The sequence below is a fragment of the Pseudomonas imperatae genome (genome assembly GCF_057128625.1).
Genome location: NZ_JBSKHP010000001.1, coordinates 406,869 through 427,922, shown reverse-complemented (window position 1 = coordinate 427,922; position 21,054 = coordinate 406,869). Strand labels below are relative to the sequence as shown.

Sequence of the window (21,054 nt, the reverse complement as noted above, 5' to 3'; positions counted from 1 at the left end):
ACTGGGGGGACTTTCCCCCCGGTGCTGCCGGGGTTTCTCTGCCTTGCAGGCCTGCCCCGTGACCAACCTCAACCACCCCCAACCTGCCCTGCGCAGCATCCTCATCTCGTTGATGCTGGCGATTTTCCTCGGCGCCCTCGACCAGACCATCGTCGCCGTGTCGATGCCGGCCATTTCCGCCCAGTTCCATGACGTAAACCTGCTGGCCTGGGTCATCTCCGGCTACATGGTGGCCATGACCGTGGCCGTGCCTATCTATGGCAAATTCGGCGACCTGTATGGGCGCCGCCGCATGATCCTCATCGGCCTGGGCCTGTTCACCGGCGCCTCGCTGTTCTGCGCCATGGCCCAGAGCATGGAGCAACTGGTGCTGGCGCGGATCATCCAGGGCATCGGCGCCGGCGGCATGGTCTCGGTGAGCCAGGCGATCATCGGCGACTTCGTGCCGCCCCGCGAACGCGGGCGCTACCAGGGCTACTTCAGCAGCATGTACGCGGCCGCCAGCGTCGCCGGCCCGGTGCTGGGCGGGTACATGACCGAGTACCTGTCGTGGCGCTGGATTTTCCTGCTGAACCTGCCCCTGGGCCTGGGTGCGTGGTTGTACGCCCGCCAGGTGCTGCGCGGCCTGGCGGTGAACCGTCGGCAGCCGGTGATCGATTACCTGGGCACGATGCTGATGATCGTCGGCCTCACCTCGCTGCTGCTGGGCATCACCGAACTGGGCCAGGGCCGCGGCCTGGGCGAGGCGCCCGTATGGGGCACGCTGCTGCTGGCAGTGGTGGCCCTGAGCCTGTTCGTGCGCCATGAACGGCGCGCGCCGGAACCGCTGTTGCCCATGCACCTGTTTGCCATTCGCCCGGCGGTGCTGTGCTGGTGCACGGTATTCTTCACCGCGTTCCAGGCCATTTCGCTGTCGGTGCTGATACCGCTGCGCTTCCAGACCGTGACCGGTGCCGGCGCCGACAGCGCGGCACTGGACGTGCTGCCATTGGCCATCGGCCTGCCCATCGGCGCCTTCCTGGGCGGGCGCACCACGGCGCGCACCGGCTACTACAAACCGGTGATCCTCACCGGCGCGGTGCTGATCCCCCTGGGTATCCTGGGCCTGGCCTTCACCCCACCGGACTGGCTGCTGCTCAGTGGCGCGTTCATGCTGCTGACCGGCTTCGGCGCCGGCCTGCAATTCCCCACCTCGCTGGTGGGCGCGCAGAACGCGGTGCAGCAGAAGGACATTGGCGTGGGCACCAGCACCACTAACCTGTTCCGCTCCCTGGGCGGGGCCATGGGCGTGGCGTGCATGTCAGCGCTGCTGCTGGCGTTGCTGCATGGCCTGGACCTGGGCCCCGATGGCGCCTCGGGCGATGCCTTGCTGGCCAGCCTGCACGCCAGCAGCGGTGCGGCCCAGGAGGCCTTGCGCGGCAAGCTGCTGGAGACCTTCCGGGTGTTGTTGCTGGGCAGCGCGGCCATCTCGGTGCTGGGCCTTGGGGCGGCGCTGGCGATGCCCAACGCCATCTTGCGCGGGCGCTGAAAGAGCGACGCGGCCTGCGGCCGCTGCTACAGGTAAATTCGCGTAGCAGCTGCCGCAGGCTGCGTCCCGGCGCTCAACGGCTGTAATAGCCGACGGCAACCATCACCAGCCCCACCTTGCGCACATACACGTGCTTGTCTTCCACGTGGCTGGTCACCGGGTTGCGCCAACGGTAGTCGTACTCGCCGCTGTCCTGTTTGGCCATCAGCGCCAGGATCGGCTCGCCCACCGGCTTGCCGTCGGGGTCGCGCACGGTGGTGAAGTCCACGCCCACCAGCCGCTGGTTGGTGCCGTGGGCCACGTAGCGGTGGCTGTTGAGGTCGACGACGAACACGTACAGGTCATCCTGCAGGAAGCCACCCTTGAGGTTGTTGATGTCCTGCACAGTCTGTTTCTGGTCGCTCTTGATGGCGGCCACGGCCTTGTCCAGCAGGGCCTGGGCCTGTTGCGGCGAGGCGCGCGGCAGGTAGTAGCCCACGGCAAGGATGCGGTTGCCGATGCGCTGGTAGAACACGCGCTTGCGCTCCAAGCGGCCGTCCTGCCAGTTCTGCCATTTGTATTCGGTCTGCTGGATGCCGTTGGCCTCGGGGATGTTCACCGCCTGCTTGAACGCCTGCTGCAGGTCGGGGCCGATGACGTCATTGACGTTGCGCCCGATCAGCGCCGCCGACGGGCCACCGCTGGCAAGCATCACGCCTTGGGTGTCGACCACGAACACGTAGCGGTCGCCGTCGATGAACTGCCCCTGGCGGCTGAACGCGGCGAAGGCCTTGTCGCCGTTGTCGTGGTAATAGGCCAGGGCCTTTTCCAGCAGCGCCTTGGCGGCTGCCGCCTCCCTGGCATCGTCGTTGCCCGCGGCCAGCGCCAGCGGCGACAGCACCGCCAACAGCACCAGCAGCCAGCGCCTGAAATCCTTCATGGGCCACACCTCTTGTTGTTGTAATTCCAACAGAGCGTAGCCGCCGATTCAGCGTTTGCGTTGTGCCCAGGCCACCGCCAGGCCACTCAGGCAAATGACCGCGATGCCGGTCAGCGCCCAACTGTCGGGGGTGTGGTCGAAGATCAGGAAGCCATACATGCCGGCGAACAGGATCTGCCCATAGCTGAACGGCGCCAGCATGGCCGGCGGTGCGTGGCGAAACGCCTGGGTCAGCAACAGGTGGCCGAGCATACCGCAGGTGCCCAGGCCGATCATGAACAGCGCGTGCAGCCAATCGGGGCGCACCCAGAAGAACGGCAATAAAGCTGACATGATCAGCGTGTTGAATATGCCAGCCAGGAAGTTGCTGGTGGTGGGGCTGTCGATATCACTGAGTTTGCGCGTAATCAGCTGATAGAAGCCGAAACACAGCGCTGAACCGAGCGGGTAGAGAATGGCCGGGGTAAACAGGTCTCCCCCCGGCCGCACCACGATCAATACGCCGATAAACCCCGTGAGCACCGCGCACCATTGGCTGCGGGTAACTCGCTCGCCCAATATCACCACGGACAAGGCAGTGACCAGCAAGGGCGCGAGGAAGTTGACCGAAGTGGCCTCGGCCAACGGGATATACCGCAGGCCAGTGGTAAACAGCAGGCTGGTACCAATCAGGCACAAGGCGCGGACCAATTGCAGCCCCGGGCGCTTGGTACGAATAACGCTGGAAAGGCCAGTGCGTGGCACAAATACCACCAGCATCAATAAGGTATGAACCAGATAACGCGCCCATACCACCATGACAATGGGGTAGATACCGGAGAGGAATTTCGACAAGGCGTCGTGGCTGGCAAACAGTAGTGTCGCGAGGCAGATCAGGCCGATGCCCTTGAGGGGCTGGTCATTGCGGTCCAGCAGGTTGGTCTGCGAAGTCATTCACACGCTCGGCGCCAAAACAGAAAATACTTAGCCGGCTAACTATCCAAACCCAGGTTGAACGTGGATAATGGCACACAGCCAATAATTATTAATTCTGCTATCAGCTTATACGTTGATACAACTGGAATCACACTTTCATTTGCGCAGCGCCGGGCTCAGGCGCAGCATATCGAAACATGCGTCAACCCATTTTTCGGCCTGCTGATTCAGGTCAAAACTATCTGGCACCAACAACCACTGCCCCAGCATGCCGTCAATATAGGCATGCAAGACCACCGCGGCGCGAGCGGTATCCAGGTCTTCGGGCAACTGCCCGCGGTTGACCGCGTTGCGCAGGGACAAATCGATACGCACGTTGCAGTCCAGGCTGGCAGCTTGACGCTGGCGCCGAATGTCACACATCTCGTCGGTGAACTCGCATTTATGGAACATGATCTCGTTGATGCGCCGCGTGCTGGGGTCCAGCGCCACTTGCTGGAACAAATGCACCAGCAACTTGTGCATGCAGCCCAACGGGTCGAGTTCCTCTTCACTCTCACTGGCCCGCGCCAGTTCGTCCAACGGTTCATGGAGGGAATCGAGCATCGCCTGCACCAGGTCAGCCTTGTTGCTGAAATGCCAATAGATGGCACCGCGGGTCACGCCCGCCAGCGCCGCGATGTCGGCCAGGGTGGTGCGCGCCACGCCACGCTCGTAGAAAGCGTTCTGGGCAGCTTCCAGAATCTGGTTCCGCGTCTCCTGGGCTTCCTCTTTAGTACGTCGGACCATGGCAGTAAAAACCTCTTTCGGGGGCCCCGCTGTGTTCGGCAGTCGGGGTCGGGACGGTGCGGCGTTTGTGTGCCTGCTACCGCGCTTGCTGAATCGTACCCGTAAGGCGTTTTCAGGGACCTTCGGGTGTTTACAAACAACCATGAATGTAAGTATATTCGTTAGTAAGCTACTAATCTAGTAGCACCTCTTTTTTGCCATTCCACTATTCTTGAGCATTCACAGTGCTCCTGACCCGAGGATCTTCATGCAATTCAAGCCAGCTGTTACCGCTCTGGTTTCCGCCGTCGCCCTGGCCACTTTGCTCAGCGGCTGTAAAAAGGAAGAGGCGGCCCCCGCCCCACAAACTCCTCAGGTCGGCGTCGTAACCCTGCAACCACAAGCCTACACACTGACCTCCGAACTGCCGGGCCGCACCACTGCCTTCCGTGTGGCTGAAGTCCGTCCTCAGGTCAATGGCATCATTCTCAAACGCCTGTTCACCGAAGGCTCGGACGTCAAGGCCGGCCAGCAGCTGTACCAGATCGACCCGTCGGTGTACGAGGCCACCCTGGCTAGCGCCCAGGCCACCCTGCAGGCATCCAAGTCGCTGGCTGATCGCTACAAGCAGCTGATCAACGAGCAGGCGGTGAGCCGCCAGGAATACGACAACGCCCGTTCCACGCAATTGCAGAACGAAGCGGCGCTGATGACTGCGCAGATCAACATGAAATACACCAAGGTCTACGCACCGATCACCGGCCGCATCGGCCGTTCGGGCGTGACCGAAGGCGCCCTGGTCACCAGCGGCCAGACCGACGCCATGGCGACCATCCAGCAGTTGGACCCAATCTACGTTGACGTGACCCAGTCTTCGGCGGAGATTCTGAAGTTGCGCCGCGAACTGGCCAGCGGCGCCCTGCAGAAGGCCGGTGACAACGCCGCCAAGGTCAAGCTGACCCTGGAAGACGGCAGCACCTACGCCCAGGAAGGCAAGCTGGAGTTCTCGGAAGTGTCGGTCGACGAAACCACCGGTTCCGTCACCCTGCGCGCCGTGTTCGCCAACCCAGACCACACCCTGCTGCCGGGCATGTTCGTGCACGCCCAGCTGGAAGCCGGCGTTGCCGCCCAGGCCATCCTGGCGCCGCAACAAGGCGTGACCCGCGACCTGAAAGGCACCCCGACCGCACTGGTGGTGAATGCCGACAACAAGGTCGAGCTGCGTGAGCTGAAAGCCAGCCGCACCGTCGGCACCCAGTGGCTGGTGGAAGATGGCCTGAAGGCCGGTGACCGCGTGATCACCGAAGGCCTGCAGTACGTCAAGCCAGGCATCGAGGTCAAGGCGACCGAAGCGACCAACGTCAAACCTGCGAACCCTGCCCCCGCCACCAATGCGTCCGCAGGCGGCAAAGGGGAGTAAACCATGTCGAAATTCTTTATCGACCGTCCGATTTTCGCCTGGGTAATTGCCCTGGTGATCATGCTGGTCGGTGCTCTATCGATCCTCAGCCTGCCGATCAACCAGTACCCGGCGATCGCGCCACCGGCCATCGCCATCCAGGTAACCTACCCAGGCGCCTCTGCACAGACCGTGCAGGACACCGTGGTGCAGGTAATCGAGCAACAGCTCAACGGTATCGACAACCTGCGGTATGTCGCCTCGGAAAGTAACTCCGACGGCAGCATGACCATTACCGCCACCTTCAACCAGGGCACCAACCCTGACATCGCCCAGGTCCAGGTGCAGAACAAGCTGAACCTGGCGACCCCGCTGCTGCCGCAAGAAGTGCAGCAACAGGGTATCCGCGTGACCAAGGCGGTGAAGAACTTCCTGATGGTGGTGGGCCTGGTGTCCACCGACAACAGCATGACCAAGGACGACCTGAGTAACTACATCGTCTCCAACATGCAGGACCCCATCTCGCGTACCTCGGGCGTGGGTGACTTCCAGGTGTTCGGTGCCCAGTACGCCATGCGTATCTGGCTCGACCCGGCCAAGCTGAACAAGTACCAACTGACCCCGGGCGACGTCTCCACCGCCATCTCGGCGCAGAACGTGCAGGTGTCCTCCGGCCAGCTGGGCGGCCTGCCTGCGGTAGCCGGCCAGGAGCTGAACGCCACCATCATCGGCAAGACCCGCCTGCAGACGGCCGAGCAGTTCCGCAACATCTTCCTGAAGGTCAACACCGACGGTTCCCAAGTGCGCGTAGGCGATGTCGCCGAAGTGGGCCTGGGCGGTGAGAACTACAGTATCGATGCGCAGTTCAACGGTGCTCCGGCCTCCGGCCTGGCCATCAAGCTGGCCACCGGCGCCAACGCCCTGGACACTGCCAAGGCCATCCGCCAGACCATCGCCGACCTGGAACCCTTCTTCCCGCCTGGCGTGAAGGCCGTGTTCCCGTACGACACCACCCCAGTGGTCACCACCTCGATTCATAACGTGGTGGAAACCCTGGTCGAGGCGATCATCCTCGTGTTCCTGGTGATGTACCTGTTTCTGCAGAACTTCCGCGCCACCATCATCACCACGATGACAGTGCCCGTGGTACTGCTGGGTACCTTCGGTATCCTGGCCGCCGCAGGCTTCACCATCAACACCCTGACCATGTTCGGCATGGTGCTGGCGATCGGCCTATTGGTGGACGACGCCATCGTGGTGGTGGAAAACGTGGAGCGGGTGATGGCCGAGGAAGGCCTGTCACCCAAAGAAGCCACGAAGAAATCCATGGGCCAGATCCAGGGCGCCCTGGTGGGTATCGCCATGGTGCTGTCGGCGGTACTGCTGCCGATGGCGTTCTTCGGCGGCTCCACCGGCGTGATCTACCGTCAGTTCTCCATCACCATCGTCTCGGCCATGGCCCTGTCGGTAATGGTCGCGCTGATCTTCACCCCGGCGCTTTGCGCCACCATGCTCGCGCCCATCAAGAAGGGCGAGGATCACCACAAGCACGGTCGTTTCTTCAACTGGTTCAACCGTACCTTCGACAGCGGCGTGCAGAAGTACGAAGCTGGCGTGGGCCACGTGCTGCGCCGCAAAGTGCCGTACCTGCTGGCCTACGTGCTGATCGTGGTGGGCATGGCGTGGCTGTTCACGCGCATCCCTACCTCGTTCCTGCCGGAAGAAGACCAGGGCGTGATCTTTGCCCAGGTGCAGACCCCGCCAGGCTCCACCGCCCAGCGCACGCAGACCGTCATCGACGACATGCGCAAGTACCTGCTGGACGACGAGAAAGGCGCGGTAAGCTCGGTGTTCACCGTGAACGGCTTCAACTTCGCCGGCCGCGGCCAGAGCTCGGGCATGGCCTTCATCATGCTCAAGCCGTGGGATGAGCGTAACGCCGACAACACCGCTGCCGCACTGTCGGCCCGTGCCCAACAGCACTTCTTCAGCCTGCGCGACGCGATGGTGTTCGCCTTCGTACCGCCTGCGGTACTGGAGCTGGGTAACGCCACCGGCTTCGACATTTACCTGCAGGACCGTGCCGGCATCGGCCACGACAAGCTGATGGAAGCGCGCAACCAGTTCCTGGGCATGGCCGCGCAAAGCAAGATCCTCACGCAGACCCGTCCGAACGGCCTGAACGACGAGCCCCAGTTCCAGCTGGAAATCGACGACGAACGCGCCAGCGCCCAGGGCGTGACCATCGCCGACATCAACACCACCCTGTCGGTGGCGTTGGGTGGCAGCTACGTCAACGACTTCATCGACCGCGGTCGGGTGAAGAAGGTGTACGTGCAGGGCCAGCCGAACTCGCGCATGAACCCTGAAGACCTGAACAAGTGGTACGTGCGCAACAGCGCCGGCACCATGGTGCCGTTCTCGGCCTTCGCCAGCGGCAAGTGGATCTACGGCTCGCCGAAACTGGCCCGCTACAACGGCGTGGAAGGTATCGAGATCCTCGGTTCGCCAGCGCCTGGCTACAGTACCGGTGAGGCCATGGCCGAAGTGGAACGCATTGCCGCCAAGCTGCCCAAAGGCGTGGGCCTGTCCTGGACCGGCCTGAGCTACGAGGAACGCCTGTCGGGTTCCCAGGCACCGGCGCTGTACGCCATTTCCATGCTGATGGTGTTCCTCTGCCTGGCAGCCTTGTATGAAAGCTGGTCGATCCCGATCGCGGTCATCCTGGTGGTGCCGCTGGGTATCATCGGTGCGCTGCTGGCCACCAGCCTGCGCGGCCTGTCCAACGACGTGTACTTCCAGGTGGGCCTGTTGACCACGGTGGGCCTGGCGGCGAAGAACGCCATTCTGATCGTCGAGTTCGCCAAGGAACTGCATGAGCAGGGCCGCAGCTACACCGAAGCGGCCATCGAGGCTTGCCGGATGCGTCTGCGCCCGATCATCATGACGTCCCTGGCGTTCATCCTGGGTGTTGTGCCACTGGCCATCTCCCACGGCGCCGGCTCGGGCAGCCAGCACGCCATCGGTACCGGCGTGATCGGCGGCATGATCACGGCCACTACCCTGGCGCTGTTCTGGGTACCGCTGTTCTTCGTGTCGGTGTCAGCGCTGTTCGGTGACAAGCGCAAGAAGGATGAGCACGCGTCGCACGAGTCGATCGAATCGACCCAAACCCCACGTAACGAGGCTGGGCAATGAGCAAGTCCCTAGTGTCCATCGCGGTCGCCGCGGCCATCCTCAGCGGCTGCTCGCTGATTCCGGATTACAAGCAGCCGGCCGCGCCTGTGCCGGCCCAGTACCCGCAAGGGCAGGCGTATTCGCCTGCCCAGGCAGCCAGCATGGCCGCCGCCGAGCAGGGCTGGCAGCAGTTCTTCCACGACCAGGCGTTGCAGCAGTTGATCCAGGAATCGCTGGTCAACAACCGTGACCTGAAAGTGGCGATCCTCAACGTGCAGGCCTACCAAGCGCAGTACCGCATCCAGCGTGCGGACCTGTTCCCGGCGGTCAGCGCCAACGCCACCGGCACCCGTGCCCGCACCCCGGCCGACCTGAGCTCTACCGGCAAGGTCGCGGTGGGTGGCGAGTACACCGCCAACCTGGGTATCAGCTCGTACGAGCTGGACCTCTGGGGCCGCGTGCGCAGCCTCAGCCAGCAGGCGCTGGAAACCTACCTGTCCAGCGAGGAAGCCCGCCGCTCCACGCAGATCAGCCTGGTGGCCAGCGTGGCCAACGCCTACTACAGCTGGCAGGCCGACCAAAACCTGCTGAAGCTGACCGAAGACACCCTCAAGGCCTACGAGGAAAGCTACCGGCTGACCTCGCGCAGCAGCGAAGTGGGCGTGTCCTCGGCGCTGGACCTGGCCCAGGCGCGCACCTCGGTGGAAACCGCCAAGGTCAGCCTGAGCAAGTACCAACGCCAGGTGGCCCAGGACGAAAACGCCCTGGTGCTGCTGCTGGGCGGCCCGCTGCCGGCCAACCTGGCCAAGCCGCAACCGCTCGACGGCGACCTGTTGACCGAAGTGCCGGCCGGCCTGCCGTCCGACCTGCTGCAGCGTCGCCCGGACATCCTTGAAGCCGAGCACGCCCTGAAGGCCGCCAACGCCAACATCGGCGCGGCCCGCGCGGCGTTCTTCCCAAGCATCACCCTGACCGCCTCGGCGGGTAGCGCCAGCTCGCAGCTGGGCAACCTGTTCAAGGGTGGCCAGGGCGCCTGGACCTTCGCGCCTTCGATCAACCTGCCGATCTTCAACGCCGGCAGCCTGAAGGCCAGCCTGGACTACGCGAAGATCCAGAAGGACATCAACGTCGCCAACTACGAAAAATCCATCCAGACCGCCTTCCAGGAAGTCTCCGATGGCCTGGCGGCGCGCAAGACCTTCAAGGAACAACTGCAGGCGCAGAAAGACCTGGTGCAAGCCAACCAGGACTACTACCGCCTGGCAGAGCGCCGCTACCGCATCGGCGTGGACAGCAACCTGACCTTCCTGGACGCCCAGCGCTCGCTGTTCAGCGCCCAGCAGTCGGCCATCAGCGACCGCCTGTCGCAGCTGACCAGCGAGGTCAACCTGTACAAGGCGCTGGGTGGTGGCTGGTACCAGCAGACCGGCGATGCCCAGGCCAAGCAGGACCAGGCTGAAGCACCGAAAAGCTGATAGCTGCCCCGCAACACCAGAAGCCCGCCCTCCCCGGCGGGCTTTTTCATGCCTGGAAGGCGCCGCTCCTCACGTAGCAGCGGCCAACGGCCGCGTCCAGGGCCCGCCAAAGATGTACGATAACTGATGAATTTCTGTCAATTTTGTCAGAATCAATGTTATAAAACACATGCGCTAACAAAAATGAAGGGGGTTGTGCGGAACTAACAAGTTAGTTAGTGTTCGTTTATCGCCCCGTTTCAGGTGCGACAGATTGATTCACCCCTTGCGACCAAGCACCATCCGCTCAACAGGACCGGTGAAGGAATCGCCAGATCCCGAACACAAAAAACACAATAACAACAGGTAAAGCCACCATGCACACCCTCTCTCCGCTTTCCAGCTGACCCACCCGCAACGCCAGAACTGCATGAATCACGACGACTTGAACAACCGTCGCGACGGCCCCCTGTTGCCAATAATTAGAGAGACCAGAACAATAATGAAAGCCATCACTCGCTCGTCCTACGCTCACAGCTTGATCGCCCTGGCCATCGCCGGCTCTTCCCTGCCCGTGATGGCAGACGACACCGGTGGCTTCGTCGAAGACGCCAAGGTCAACCTGACCCTGCGCAACTTCTACTTCGGCCGCAACTTCACCGACGACAAGGCCCCACAAGGCACCCAGGCCGAGTGGACGCAAAACTTCATCCTCGATGCCAAGTCCGGCTTCACCCAGGGCGTGGTCGGCTTCGGCGTCGATGTGTTGGGCCTGTACTCGCAGAAACTCGACGGCGGTGGCGGCACCAGCGGCACCCAGCTGCTGCCCCTGGACAGCAGCGGCAAGGCGGTCGACAACTTCGGGCGCCTGGGCGTGGCAGTGAAGGCCAAGATCTCCAACACCGAACTGAAAGTGGGCGAGTGGATGCCGGTGCTGCCGATCCTGCGCTCGGACGACGGTCGTTCGCTGCCACAGACCTTCCGCGGCGCGCAGATCACCTCCAAGGAAATCACCAACCTGACCCTGTACGGTGGCCAGTTCCGCGACAACAGCCCGCGCAACGACGCGAGCATGCTGCCCATGCAGCTGACCGGCAACACCAGCCACGAGTCCGATCGCTTCAACTTCGCCGGTGCCGAGTACACCTTCAACGACAAGCGCACCCTGGTAGGCGCCTGGTACTCGCAACTGGAAGACATCTACAAGCAGCAATACCTGCAACTGATCCACTCGCAGCCGGTAGGCGCCTGGACCCTGGGGGCCAACCTGGGCTACTTCCACGGCTCCGATGACGGCAGCGCGCTGGACGGCAAGCTGGACAACAACACCTACTCGGCCATGCTCTCGGCCAAGTATGGCGGCAGCACCTTCTACGTCGGCCTGCAAAAACTGACCGGCGACAGCAACTGGATGCGCGTCAACGGCACCAGCGGCGGCACCCTGGCGAACGACAGCTACAACTCCAGCTATGACAACGCCCAGGAACGGTCCTGGCAGCTGCGCCATGACTACAACTTCGCCGCCGTCGGCGTCCCGGGCCTGACCCTGATGAACCGCTACATCCACGGTGACAACATCCACACCGCGACCATCGACGGTGGCAGCGAGTGGGGCCGCGAATCGGAAATTGCCTACACCTTCCAGGAAGGCACCCTGAAAGACCTGAACCTGCGGTGGCGCAACTCGACCATGCGTCGTGACTATGGCACCAGCCAGTTCAACGAGAACCGCGTGATCGTGTCGTACCCGATCAGCATCCTGTAACTCCCGCCGCAACTGCGTCGCCGCTGCCGTCAGGCTGCGGCGACGTTGCGTTTCTGCCCTTCCCCCACATTTCCCCCGCCGCCGACCTGCCGTTGACCTGCCGTTGACCTGCTTTGGCTTTTGCTTTGGCTTTTGATCTGGCTTTTGATCTGGCTCTTGATCTTGATTGTATGCCCCGTAAAGCGCCAGGGCCGACTGGAGGCGTCGATCAACGGGCTGCCCGAAGGGCCGAGGCCGCAGGCCGAAGAGACGGTAACCCGCAGGCTTCTATAGCGGGTGCCGTCTGCCCGTTGATCGGCGCCGGAAGGAGGGGACCCGTAGCGCAGCGGAGGGCCCAAGCAGGGGCAAGCCCTTTTTGGTGACTTTTTGGGGCGACTGCCAAAAAGTTACTCGCCGTAAGGGCGAAACGGTCGGTGGTCTCGCCGCGAAAATGGATATGTTCGAAATCGCCGAAGCGGGATTCGAAGGCCATGAACATATCCATTTTCTCGGGTGATGCCACTTCACCTTTCCGGCCTTACGCCGGGTCACTTTTTGACAAACGCCTCAAAAAGTAACCAAAAAAGGCTTGCCCCTGCTTGGTCCCTACGCTTCGCTACGGGTCCCCTCCCTCCGGCGCCGATCAAGCGGACGACGGCCCTGGCGCTTTACGGGGCACACAATCAAGATCAAAGGCCGCACGGGATCAAGATCAAAAGCCGATAGTGGTGGTGGCTGCCAACAGCTAATAAAAAAGGGCAATAATTGCTCATCGCCCTTTCTGTTAGTCCGCGCCGCGCTTATTCGCGCGACTCAACACCCAACTCATCCCACACCGACTCCGCCAGGTGGAACGTAGCATTAGCCGCCGGAATACCGCAGTAGATCGCGCTCTGCATCAGCACTTCCTTGATCTCCGCGCGGGTCACGCCGTTGTTGGCCGCAGCACGCAGGTGCAGCTTCAATTCTTCATTGCGGTTCATGCCGATCAGCATGGCAATGGTGATCAGGCTGCGAGTGTGGCGCGGCAGGCCCGGACGAGTCCAGATGTCACCCCAGGCGTGGCGGGTGATCATTTCCTGGAACTCACCGTTGAACTCAGTGATGTTGGTCAGGCTGCGGTCCACGTGGGCGTCGCCCAGCACCGCGCGGCGAACTTTCATGCCTTCGTTGTAGCGTTCTTTCTCGTCCACGGATGACTCCTCGACTATCAGTGTTTGGCCAGCAGGAAATCCAGCACGCGCTGGGTGAAGGGTTCGCCAACCTGCACGTTGGACAGGTGCGCCGCATAGAACTCGGCGTATTCGGCGCCCTTGATGTGTTCTTGCAGGAAGCGGCCGTCGGCCGGGGTGGTGACCGCGTCGCCGGTGCCGGCGATGACCAGGGTCGGCACCTTGATGGCGCCCAGCTGCTCGCGGAAGTCGGCGTCACGCACCGCGCCGCAGTTGGCCGCGTAGCCCTGGGGCGAGGTGGCGGCCAGCATGTCGGTGATGCGCTTGGCTTCGGCCGGGTTGGCCTCAGCGTAGTCAGGGGTGAACCAGCGCGCGATGGAGGCGTCGCGCAGGGAGACCATGGCCGCCTGGCCGTCGCGCAGGACCATCTCGATGCGCGGGTTCCACACGTCGGGGTTGCCGATCTTGGCCGCGGTGTTGCAGACGATCAGGCGGTGCAGGCGCTCGCTGGCATTGATGCCGAGCCATTGGCCGATCAGGCCGCCCATGGACAGGCCGCAGAAATGCGCGCGCTCGATGTGCAGGGCGTCCAGCAGGGCAATCACGTCGCCGCCCAGTTGCTCGATGCTGTACGGGCCCTCGGTAACCAGGGAACCGCCGTGGCCGCGAGTGTCATAGCGCAACACGCGGAAATGCTGGGTCAGGCCGGCGATCTGCGTGTCCCACATTTCCAGGGACGTGCCCAGGGAGTTGGACATCACCAGCACCGGCGCGTCAGCCGGGCCATCGAGTTGGTAGTTCAGTTCACCATCAGCGAGTTGAATCTTGCCCACAACGGTTCTCCTCAGGCACTAAAACGGGAATGTTCAGCCACGGCACGCTCGACCCAGGTTTGTGCCTGGCCCAGGTAGTGCGCGGGGTCGAGCAGACGATCAAGCTCGTCCGCGGAAAGTTCGGCGGTCACCTTCGGCTCGTCGCCGAGCACGGCGCGCAGGTGGCGCTTTTCGGCCACGGCGCGCTTGCAGCACTGCTCCAGCAGATGGTGCGCGGCGTCGCGGCCCAGGCGCTGGGCCAGGACGATACTGACCGCTTCGGCCAGCACCAGGCCCTGGGTCAGGTCGAGGTTCTTGAGCATGCGCGCGGCGTCCACTTCCAGGCCGTCGGCGAACAGCTGCGCCTGCTCCAGGGCGCCGGCCACCAGGCAGCAGATCTCCGGCAGGGTGTCCCACTCGGCGTGCCACAGGCCCAGGCTGCGCTCGTGCTCCTGGGGCATGGCGGCGAACATGGTCGAGACCAGGCCCGGCACGCGGGTAGCGGCGCCGATCAGCACGGCGGCGCCCACCGGGTTGCGCTTGTGCGGCATGGTGGACGAGCCACCCTTGCCCGGCGCCGAGGGTTCGAAGACTTCGGCTGCTTCGGTCTGCATCAGCAGGCTGACGTCACGGCCCAGCTTGCCCAGGCTGCCGGCGACCAGGCCCAGCACCGAGGCGAACTCCACCAGGCGGTCGCGCTGGGTGTGCCAGGGCTGATCGGGCAGGGTCAGTTGCAGCTCTTGGGCCAGGGCTTCAGCCACGGGCATGGCGTTGTCGCCCAGTGCCGCCAGGGAGCCGGAAGCGCCGCCGAATTGCAGCACCAGCAGGCGCGGCTTGAGTTCTTGCAGGCGTTGGCGGCTGCGGGTGACCGCACCCAGCCAGCCGGCTATTTTCATGCCCAGGGTCACGGGCGTGGCGTGTTGCAGCCAGGTGCGGCCCGCCAGTGGCGTGGCCTTGTAGCGCTCGGCCTGGCGCGCCAGGGAGTCGCCCAGGGTGGCCAGGCGGGCTTCCAGCAGCTGCAGGGCATCGCGCAGTTGCAGCACCAGGCCGCTGTCCATCACGTCCTGGCTGGTGGCGCCCAGGTGCACGTAGCGCTCGGCTTCCGGCGCCTGGCTGGCGATCTGCTTGCCGAGCATTTTCACCAGCGGAATGGCCGAGTTGCCGGCGCTGCAAATGGCCTGGCCCAGCGCCTGGTAATCGTAGCGAGAGGCCTGGCAGGCCGCCTCGATCGGCGCCACCGCTTCAGCAGGAATCACCCCGGCGCGGGCCTCGGCACGGGCCAGGCCCGCTTCGAAATCCAGCATGCCCTGCACGCGGCCACGGTCGCTGAAAATGTCGCGCATGGCATCGGCGCTGAAGTAGGCGTCGAACAGTTGGTTGCTCGGTCTCTCGCTCATAAACCTTCCTTAAAGGCGCGCGCCCGTGTCAGGCGCGCGCTGGCTGGATCAGTGATCGTGATGCAGGTACGACGGCTGCTTGGGCAGGCGCAGGCTGAACAGGAAGGCAATGGCCATCATGATCGTCACGTACCAATAGAACGCGTTTTCGTTGCCGCCGGTCTTGAAGCTCAGGGCGACGAATTCCGCCGAACCACCAAAGATGGCGTTGGCCACGGCGTAGGCCAGGCCCACGCCCAGGGCGCGCACCTGCGGCGGGAACATCTCGGCTTTTACCAGGCCGCTGATCGAGGTGTAGAAGCTAACGATGGCCAGGGCCAGGGTAATCAGCACGAACGCCAGGAACGGGCTGGTCACGGTCTTCAGCACCAGCAGGATCGGCAGGGTGAACAAGGTGCCCAAGGCACCGAACCACAGCATCGAGGCGCGACGGCCGATCTTGTCGGCCAGCATGCCGAACAGTGGCTGCATGCACATATAGAAGAACAGCGCACCGGTCATCACGAAGCTGGAGGTCTTGGCGGTCATGCCCGCGGTGTTCACCAGGTACTTCTGCATGTAAGTGGTGAAGGTGTAGAAGATCAGCGAGCCGCCGGCGGTGTAGCCCAGCACGGTGATGAAGGCCGGGGTGTGGTTGCGGAACAGCCCGACGATGCTGCCGGCGTCCTTGTCCTTGCGGGTCTCGGCGCTGGTGGTTTCCTTCAGGGTACGACGCAGCAGCAGCGAGATCACCGCGGCAATGGCGCCGACCACGAACGGAATACGCCAGCCCCAGGCACGCAGTTCGTCCTCGCTGAGCACTTGCTGCAAAATCACCACTACCAGCACGGCCAGCAATTGGCCGCCGATCAGGGTCACGTACTGGAAGGAGGCGAAGAAGCCACGCTGGCCACGCAGGGCCACTTCACTCATATAGGTAGCGGTGGTGCCGTATTCGCCGCCCACCGACAGGCCCTGGAACAGGCGCGCCAACAGCAGCAGGGCCGGGGCCCACAGGCCGATGCTTTCATAGCCTGGCAGGCAGGCGATCACCAGCGAACCGGCGCACATCATCAGCACCGAGATCATCATGGAGTTCTTGCGGCCGTGGCGGTCGGCCACGCGGCCAAAGATCCAGCCGCCGATGGGGCGCATCAGGAAGCCGGCCGCGAACACGCCTGCGGTGTTGAGCAACTGCACGGTGGCATCGGCGGACGGGAAGAAATGCGGTGCGAAGTAAATCGCGCAGAAGGCATACACGTAGAAGTCGAACCATTCGACCAGGTTGCCCGAGGAAGCGCCGACGATTGCAAAGATGCGTTTGCTCCGCTCTTCGCCGGTGTAGTGAGTTGTTGTCATGTTCTTATCACTCGTTAAGGTTGGTACTGGTAAGACATATACCGTAACAACCTCCCTCAACAAAACAATTACCCGAAAGCCCAGCGGCCTTGCGTGGAGGCCGATGGGCGTTTCGGGTAACCGGACTGCTCTGTATCAGACGCGTTCGATGGCCAGTGCCAGGCCTTGGCCAACGCCGACGCACATGGTCGCCAGGCCTTTCTTGCCGCCGGTTTTCTCCAGCTGGTGCAAGGCGGTCATGACGATGCGCGCGCCGCTCATGCCCAGCGGGTGGCCCAGGGCAATGGCGCCGCCGTTGGGGTTGACCTGTGGGGCGTCGTCGGCCAGGCCCAGTTCGCGCATCACGGCCAAACCTTGGCTGGCGAAGGCTTCGTTGAGTTCGATGACGTCGAAATCGTTGACCGCCACGCCCAGGCGCTCGATCAGCTTGCGTACCGCTGGCACCGGGCCGATGCCCATGACGCGCGGGGCAACGCCGGCGCTGGCCATGCCCAGCACCCGGGCACGTGGCTTGAGGCCGTGCTTCTTCACGGCTTCGGCCGAGGCCAGGATCAGCGCGGCGGCGCCGTCGTTGACGCCCGAGGCGTTGCCGGCGGTGACGGTCTTGTCCGGGCCGTTGACCGGCTTGAGCTTGGCCAGGGTTTCCAGGGTGGTGTCGGCGCGTGGGTGCTCGTCGGTGTCGACGATGGTCTCGCCCTTCTTATGGGCAACACGCACGGGCACGATTTCCTCGGCGAAGTAGCCGGCGGCCTGGGCGGCAGCGGTGCGCTGCTGGCTGCGCACGGCGAAGGCGTCCTGGTCGGCGCGCGAAACCTTGTAGTCGTCGGCGACGTTGTCGGCGGTCTGTGGCATGGCGTCCACGCCGTACTGGGCCTTCATCAGCGGGTTGATGAAGCGCCAGCCGATGGTGGTGTCTTCCAGCTTCATGTTGCGCGAGAAGGCCGCGTCAGCCTTGCCCATCACGAACGGGGCGCGGGACATGGACTCGACGCCGCCGGCGATGGCCAGCTCCATTTCGCCGCTGGCGATGGCGCGGAAGGCAGTGCCGATGGCGTCCATGCCCGAGGCGCACAGGCGGTTCAGGGTAACGCCAGGGATGGACTCGGGCAGGCCGGCCAGCAGCAGCGCCATGCGCGCCACGTTGCGGTTGTCTTCGCCGGCCTGGTTGGCGCAGCCCAGGAACACTTCGTCCACCGCGGTCCAGTCCACTTGCGGGTTGCGTTCGATCAGGGCCTTGATGGGCGCAGCCGCCAGGTCATCGGCACGCACGGTGGACAGGCCACCGCCAAAACGGCCGATGGGGGTGCGAATCGCGTCGCAGATGAATACTTCACGCATCAATCTTCTCCTGGTAACGGGCCGTGAGCGGTGGCAGCTCAGAATAAAAAAAGGCGCGAGGGGCACGCCGGAATGGGTAGCAGAGTAAGCTGCCGAATTTGTTGAAACAATCCGATAATCGACCTTGTGTGCGATCACCGAACCAATCCTTGCCTTGCTATGCACTTTGTGGGAGCTGGCTTGCCAGCGAGCTTTGGGGCCTCGAAAAGCTCGCTGGCAAGCCAGCTCCCACAAGAATCAACACTCAGGTCGCGTCAGCGTGGCTGACCATGCCTTTGATGACCACGGCCGTGGTGGCCAGCGCCGCCGGGATCACCAACGCGGTCAGCACCTGTTCGAAGTTCCAGCCCAGGCCCAGCAGGGTCGCGCCCATCCAGGCACCCAGGATGGCGCCGAAGCGGCCGATGCCCAGCATCCACGATACGCCGGTGGCGCGGCCCTGGGTGGGGTAGAAACGCGCGGCCAGCGATGGCATCGCCGATTGCGCGCCGTTCACGCACATGCCCGCCACCAGCACCAGGGTCGCCAGCACGGTGATGTGGCCCAGGCTCTGGCCCACGGCGTAGGCAAACACGCCGGCCAGCAGGTAGAAGGTGCCGATGACCTTGTGCGGGTTGAAACGGTCCATGGCCCAGCCCACGCCCACGGCGCTGAGCACGCCGCCGAACTGGAACAGCGCGCCGATGAAGGCGGCCTGTTCCATGCTGGCGCCGCTGTCACGCATCAGCGTCGGCAGCCAACTGGTCAGCAGGTAGACGATCACCAGCCCCATGAAATAGGTCAGCCACAGCAGCAGGGTGCCGGCGCTGTAGGTGCCCGAGAAGATCACCGCCAGCACGTTGCGGCCCTTCACGGTCTTCTGTTCCGGCACGCTGAAGCTGCCCGCCTCGGCCACCACCGCCGGGGCGATGGGCGCCAGGGTCTTGCGGATGCGGTCGGTGCCACGGTTGCGCACCACCAGGAAGCGCGCCGATTCAGGCAGCCACACCAGCAGCACCACGCCCAGCACGATCGGCAGCAGGCCGCCCACCAGCAGCAGGCTGTGCCAGCCGTAGGCCGGGATCAGCTTGGCGGAAATGAAGCCGCCGCCGGCCATGCCCAGGTTGAAGCCGCAGAACATGCTGGTGACCAACAGCGAGCGGAAGCGCTCGGGCGTGTACTCGGACAGCAGCGTGGTGGCGTTGGGCATGCCGGCGCCCAGGCCCAGGCCGGTGAGGAAGCGCAACACCAGCAACTGGTCGACGTTACCGCTGTAGGCCGACGCCAGGCTGAAGGCGCCGAACAGCAGCACCGCGCCGACTAGCACCACCTTGCGGCCGAAGCGGTCGGCCAGCGGGCCGGAGCCCAGGGCGCCGAACACCATGCCGATCAGCGCGGCGCTCATCACCGGGCCGAGGCTGGCGCGGTCGATGCCCCAGTCCTGGGACAGCGCCGGGGCGATGAAGCCCATGGCGGCGGTGTCCAGGCCATCGAGGAAGACAATCAGGAAGCACAGGATGACCACTCGCCATTGGTAGCGAGACAGCGGCTGGGCGTTGATGAAGGACTGCACATCGAGGCAGTTCCCTACAGCGGTTTGGGGACGATTCATTATTTTTATTTCCGCAAGAGACGCGCAAGCGCACGTATGCAGGCACGGGGCCGCATATTCAAAAGAATAGCTGAAAGGGGGGGTCAGGTTCCGCAGGATCGCAGGCGCACGAAGGGGATCGGAGTCATGGGGTCAACCTCTGCACTTTATTATTGGAAGGGTCGAGTCGGGCTCGACCTGTGCGGGCGACATTAATCAGCAGCGCTGCGCGGCGCAATTCGACAAACGTGGATCTGTGCGTTTATCGAACAGCAACCGCTGGGTGGCTCAGGAGAACAATTGCGCGCTGAGGCCGCGGCTGGCGTTGAGCATGATCGGCAGGATGCGCTGTTCAAGGTCGGTGCGGCTGGCACGGCCGGCGTGGGTGCTGACGTTCAGCGCGGCCAGCACCTGGCCCGAGGCGTCGTACACCGGCACGGCGATGGAGCGCAGGCCCTGCTCCAGTTCCTGGTCGACGATGCACCAGCCCTGCTGGCGCACCAGCTGCAGGCATTCGAGCAGCGCTTCGCGCGATGTCAGGGTGCGGCTGGTCTTGGGCTGCAGCTCGACGTGGTCGAGGTAGTCCTTGAGGGTCACGTCGTCCAGTGCCGCCAGCAGGATGCGGCCCATGGACGTGCAGTAGGCCGGCAGCCGCCCGCCCACCGCCAGGTCCACCGAGATCAACCGCTGGGTGGTGGCGGAACGGGCGATATAAAGGATGTCGTCGCCTTCCAGGGTAGCCATGTTGCAGGCCTCGTGCAGTTGCTCGCTCATGCTGTCCAGGTACGGCTGGGCGGTAACCGCCAGCGGCGTGGACGACAGGTAGGCGTGGCCCAGGGTCAGCACCTTGGGCAGCAGCGAATAGGTGCGCCCGTCGGTGGTGGCATAGCCCAGCTTGATCAGCGTGTGCAGGCAGCGGCGCACGGCTGCACGAGGGATCTCGGTGCGGTGGCTGATCTGGGCGATGGTCAGGTGGCGCTTGCGCTCCTGGAACGCCTGCACCACGGCAAGCCCGCGCGCCAGCGAGGTCATGAAGTCCGGATCGCCGGCGAAGGCCTGGATACGCTTGGCCGGCGACGCCACGATGGGCGGGGCCAGTGAAGTGAATGAATTGCGCAGTTGATCGTTCATTCCGGGTCCTTTGCATGGTCAATCAGTACGACGGGCACCGCTGCCTGAGAAAAAAGCGTTCCCGAAGGGCGATTATCGAACGATTGGCCGATAATCGCAATTGACGATTCGACGGGTTGCTTATACCTTTTCACTGCCACCATGTGGCTTCTTGGAGAGACTGGTCAGGTACCCACCAAAGAAGTCCCAGGCACGGCCTTGCCCAGGCAAGGCCGTTTTTCTTTCCTTGCGGCTGCCCTGGTATGCCCGAAGGCATCTTGCAACAGCGTTGTTGTTCAAACCGTTGTTTATCGCCGTAACAAAAAACACACGAAACTTGCAGATACGTCGTTACCGTGCCGATAGTGTTATCTGCACGGGTTGCTATAATATTTTCCGTAAGCCTCGTGATA

The 21,054-nt window shown here is 63.6% G+C and carries 15 protein-coding genes; 5 read left to right on the top strand and 10 right to left on the bottom strand.

Annotated elements, in window-relative coordinates; translation table 11 throughout:
- The first annotated feature begins 58 nt into the window (after positions 1-58).
- The gene (locus ACWKWX_RS02000; protein WP_416426696.1) at positions 59-1,528 is read left to right on the top strand and encodes an MDR family MFS transporter; all 1,470 of its coding nucleotides are present in this window, start codon (positions 59-61) and stop codon (positions 1,526-1,528) included.
- A 73-nt stretch (positions 1,529-1,601) separates the two neighbouring features.
- On the opposite strand, the gene ACWKWX_RS01995 is transcribed toward ACWKWX_RS02000, so the two are convergent.
- From ACWKWX_RS01995 to ACWKWX_RS01985, 3 genes are all read right to left on the bottom strand, one after another.
- Positions 1,602-2,447 carry a cache domain-containing protein gene (locus tag ACWKWX_RS01995; RefSeq protein WP_483826888.1) on the bottom strand — a complete coding sequence of 282 codons (846 nt, stop codon included), beginning with the start codon at positions 2,445-2,447 and terminating at the stop codon, positions 1,602-1,604.
- Between the two features lie 48 nt (positions 2,448-2,495).
- Positions 2,496-3,380, bottom strand: a complete 885-nt coding sequence (locus tag ACWKWX_RS01990) for a DMT family transporter (protein ID WP_483826887.1) — start codon at positions 3,378-3,380, stop codon at positions 2,496-2,498.
- A 138-nt stretch (positions 3,381-3,518) separates the two neighbouring features.
- On the bottom strand, positions 3,519-4,151 hold the full coding sequence (locus ACWKWX_RS01985) for a TetR family transcriptional regulator (RefSeq protein WP_416426702.1): 633 nt from the start codon (positions 4,149-4,151) through the stop codon (positions 3,519-3,521).
- 247 nt (positions 4,152-4,398) lie between these two features.
- On the opposite strand from ACWKWX_RS01985, the gene ACWKWX_RS01980 reads away from it, so the two are divergent.
- From ACWKWX_RS01980 to ACWKWX_RS01965, 4 genes are all read left to right on the top strand, one after another.
- Positions 4,399-5,550, top strand: coding sequence for an efflux RND transporter periplasmic adaptor subunit (locus ACWKWX_RS01980; RefSeq protein ID WP_416426704.1), 1,152 nt, complete (start codon positions 4,399-4,401; stop codon positions 5,548-5,550).
- Between the two features lie 3 nt (positions 5,551-5,553).
- Complete coding sequence (locus tag ACWKWX_RS01975) at positions 5,554-8,727, top strand: efflux RND transporter permease subunit (RefSeq protein WP_416426705.1); 3,174 nt, start codon at positions 5,554-5,556, stop codon at positions 8,725-8,727.
- Positions 8,724-10,181, top strand: a complete 1,458-nt coding sequence (adeC, locus tag ACWKWX_RS01970) for an AdeC/AdeK/OprM family multidrug efflux complex outer membrane factor (RefSeq protein WP_473004384.1) — start codon at positions 8,724-8,726, stop codon at positions 10,179-10,181. The genes ACWKWX_RS01975 and adeC overlap by 4 nt, the downstream gene beginning before the upstream one ends.
- A 481-nt stretch (positions 10,182-10,662) precedes the next feature.
- A complete protein-coding gene (locus tag ACWKWX_RS01965; protein ID WP_416426707.1) occupies positions 10,663-11,925 on the top strand; it encodes an OprD family porin in 1,263 nt (420 codons plus the stop codon).
- Between the two features lie 779 nt (positions 11,926-12,704).
- On the opposite strand, the gene pcaC is transcribed toward ACWKWX_RS01965, so the two are convergent.
- From pcaC to pcaR, 7 genes are all read right to left on the bottom strand, one after another.
- Positions 12,705-13,097, bottom strand: coding sequence for a 4-carboxymuconolactone decarboxylase (pcaC, locus tag ACWKWX_RS01960; protein ID WP_027976947.1), 393 nt, complete (start codon positions 13,095-13,097; stop codon positions 12,705-12,707).
- A 17-nt stretch (positions 13,098-13,114) separates the two neighbouring features.
- Positions 13,115-13,909: a 3-oxoadipate enol-lactonase gene (gene pcaD / locus ACWKWX_RS01955; RefSeq protein WP_416426709.1), complete on the bottom strand. Its 795-nt coding sequence runs from the start codon at positions 13,907-13,909 to the stop codon at positions 13,115-13,117.
- An 11-nt stretch (positions 13,910-13,920) separates the two neighbouring features.
- A complete protein-coding gene (locus ACWKWX_RS01950; protein WP_483826886.1) occupies positions 13,921-15,285 on the bottom strand; it encodes a 3-carboxy-cis,cis-muconate cycloisomerase in 1,365 nt (454 codons plus the stop codon).
- A 48-nt stretch (positions 15,286-15,333) separates the two neighbouring features.
- Complete coding sequence (locus ACWKWX_RS01945; protein ID WP_483826885.1) at positions 15,334-16,623, bottom strand: MFS family transporter; 1,290 nt, start codon at positions 16,621-16,623, stop codon at positions 15,334-15,336.
- Between the two features lie 135 nt (positions 16,624-16,758).
- The gene (gene pcaF, locus ACWKWX_RS01940; protein WP_483826884.1) at positions 16,759-17,964 is read right to left on the bottom strand and encodes a 3-oxoadipyl-CoA thiolase; all 1,206 of its coding nucleotides are present in this window, start codon (positions 17,962-17,964) and stop codon (positions 16,759-16,761) included.
- 241 nt (positions 17,965-18,205) lie between these two features.
- Positions 18,206-19,552 (bottom strand): 4-hydroxybenzoate transporter PcaK, encoded by a 1,347-nt coding sequence (pcaK, locus tag ACWKWX_RS01935; RefSeq protein WP_416426714.1) that lies wholly within the window; start codon positions 19,550-19,552, stop codon positions 18,206-18,208.
- A 267-nt stretch (positions 19,553-19,819) separates the two neighbouring features.
- The gene (pcaR, locus tag ACWKWX_RS01930) at positions 19,820-20,662 is read right to left on the bottom strand and encodes a pca regulon transcriptional regulator PcaR (RefSeq protein ID WP_416426716.1); all 843 of its coding nucleotides are present in this window, start codon (positions 20,660-20,662) and stop codon (positions 19,820-19,822) included.
- Positions 20,663-21,054 lie beyond the last annotated feature (392 nt).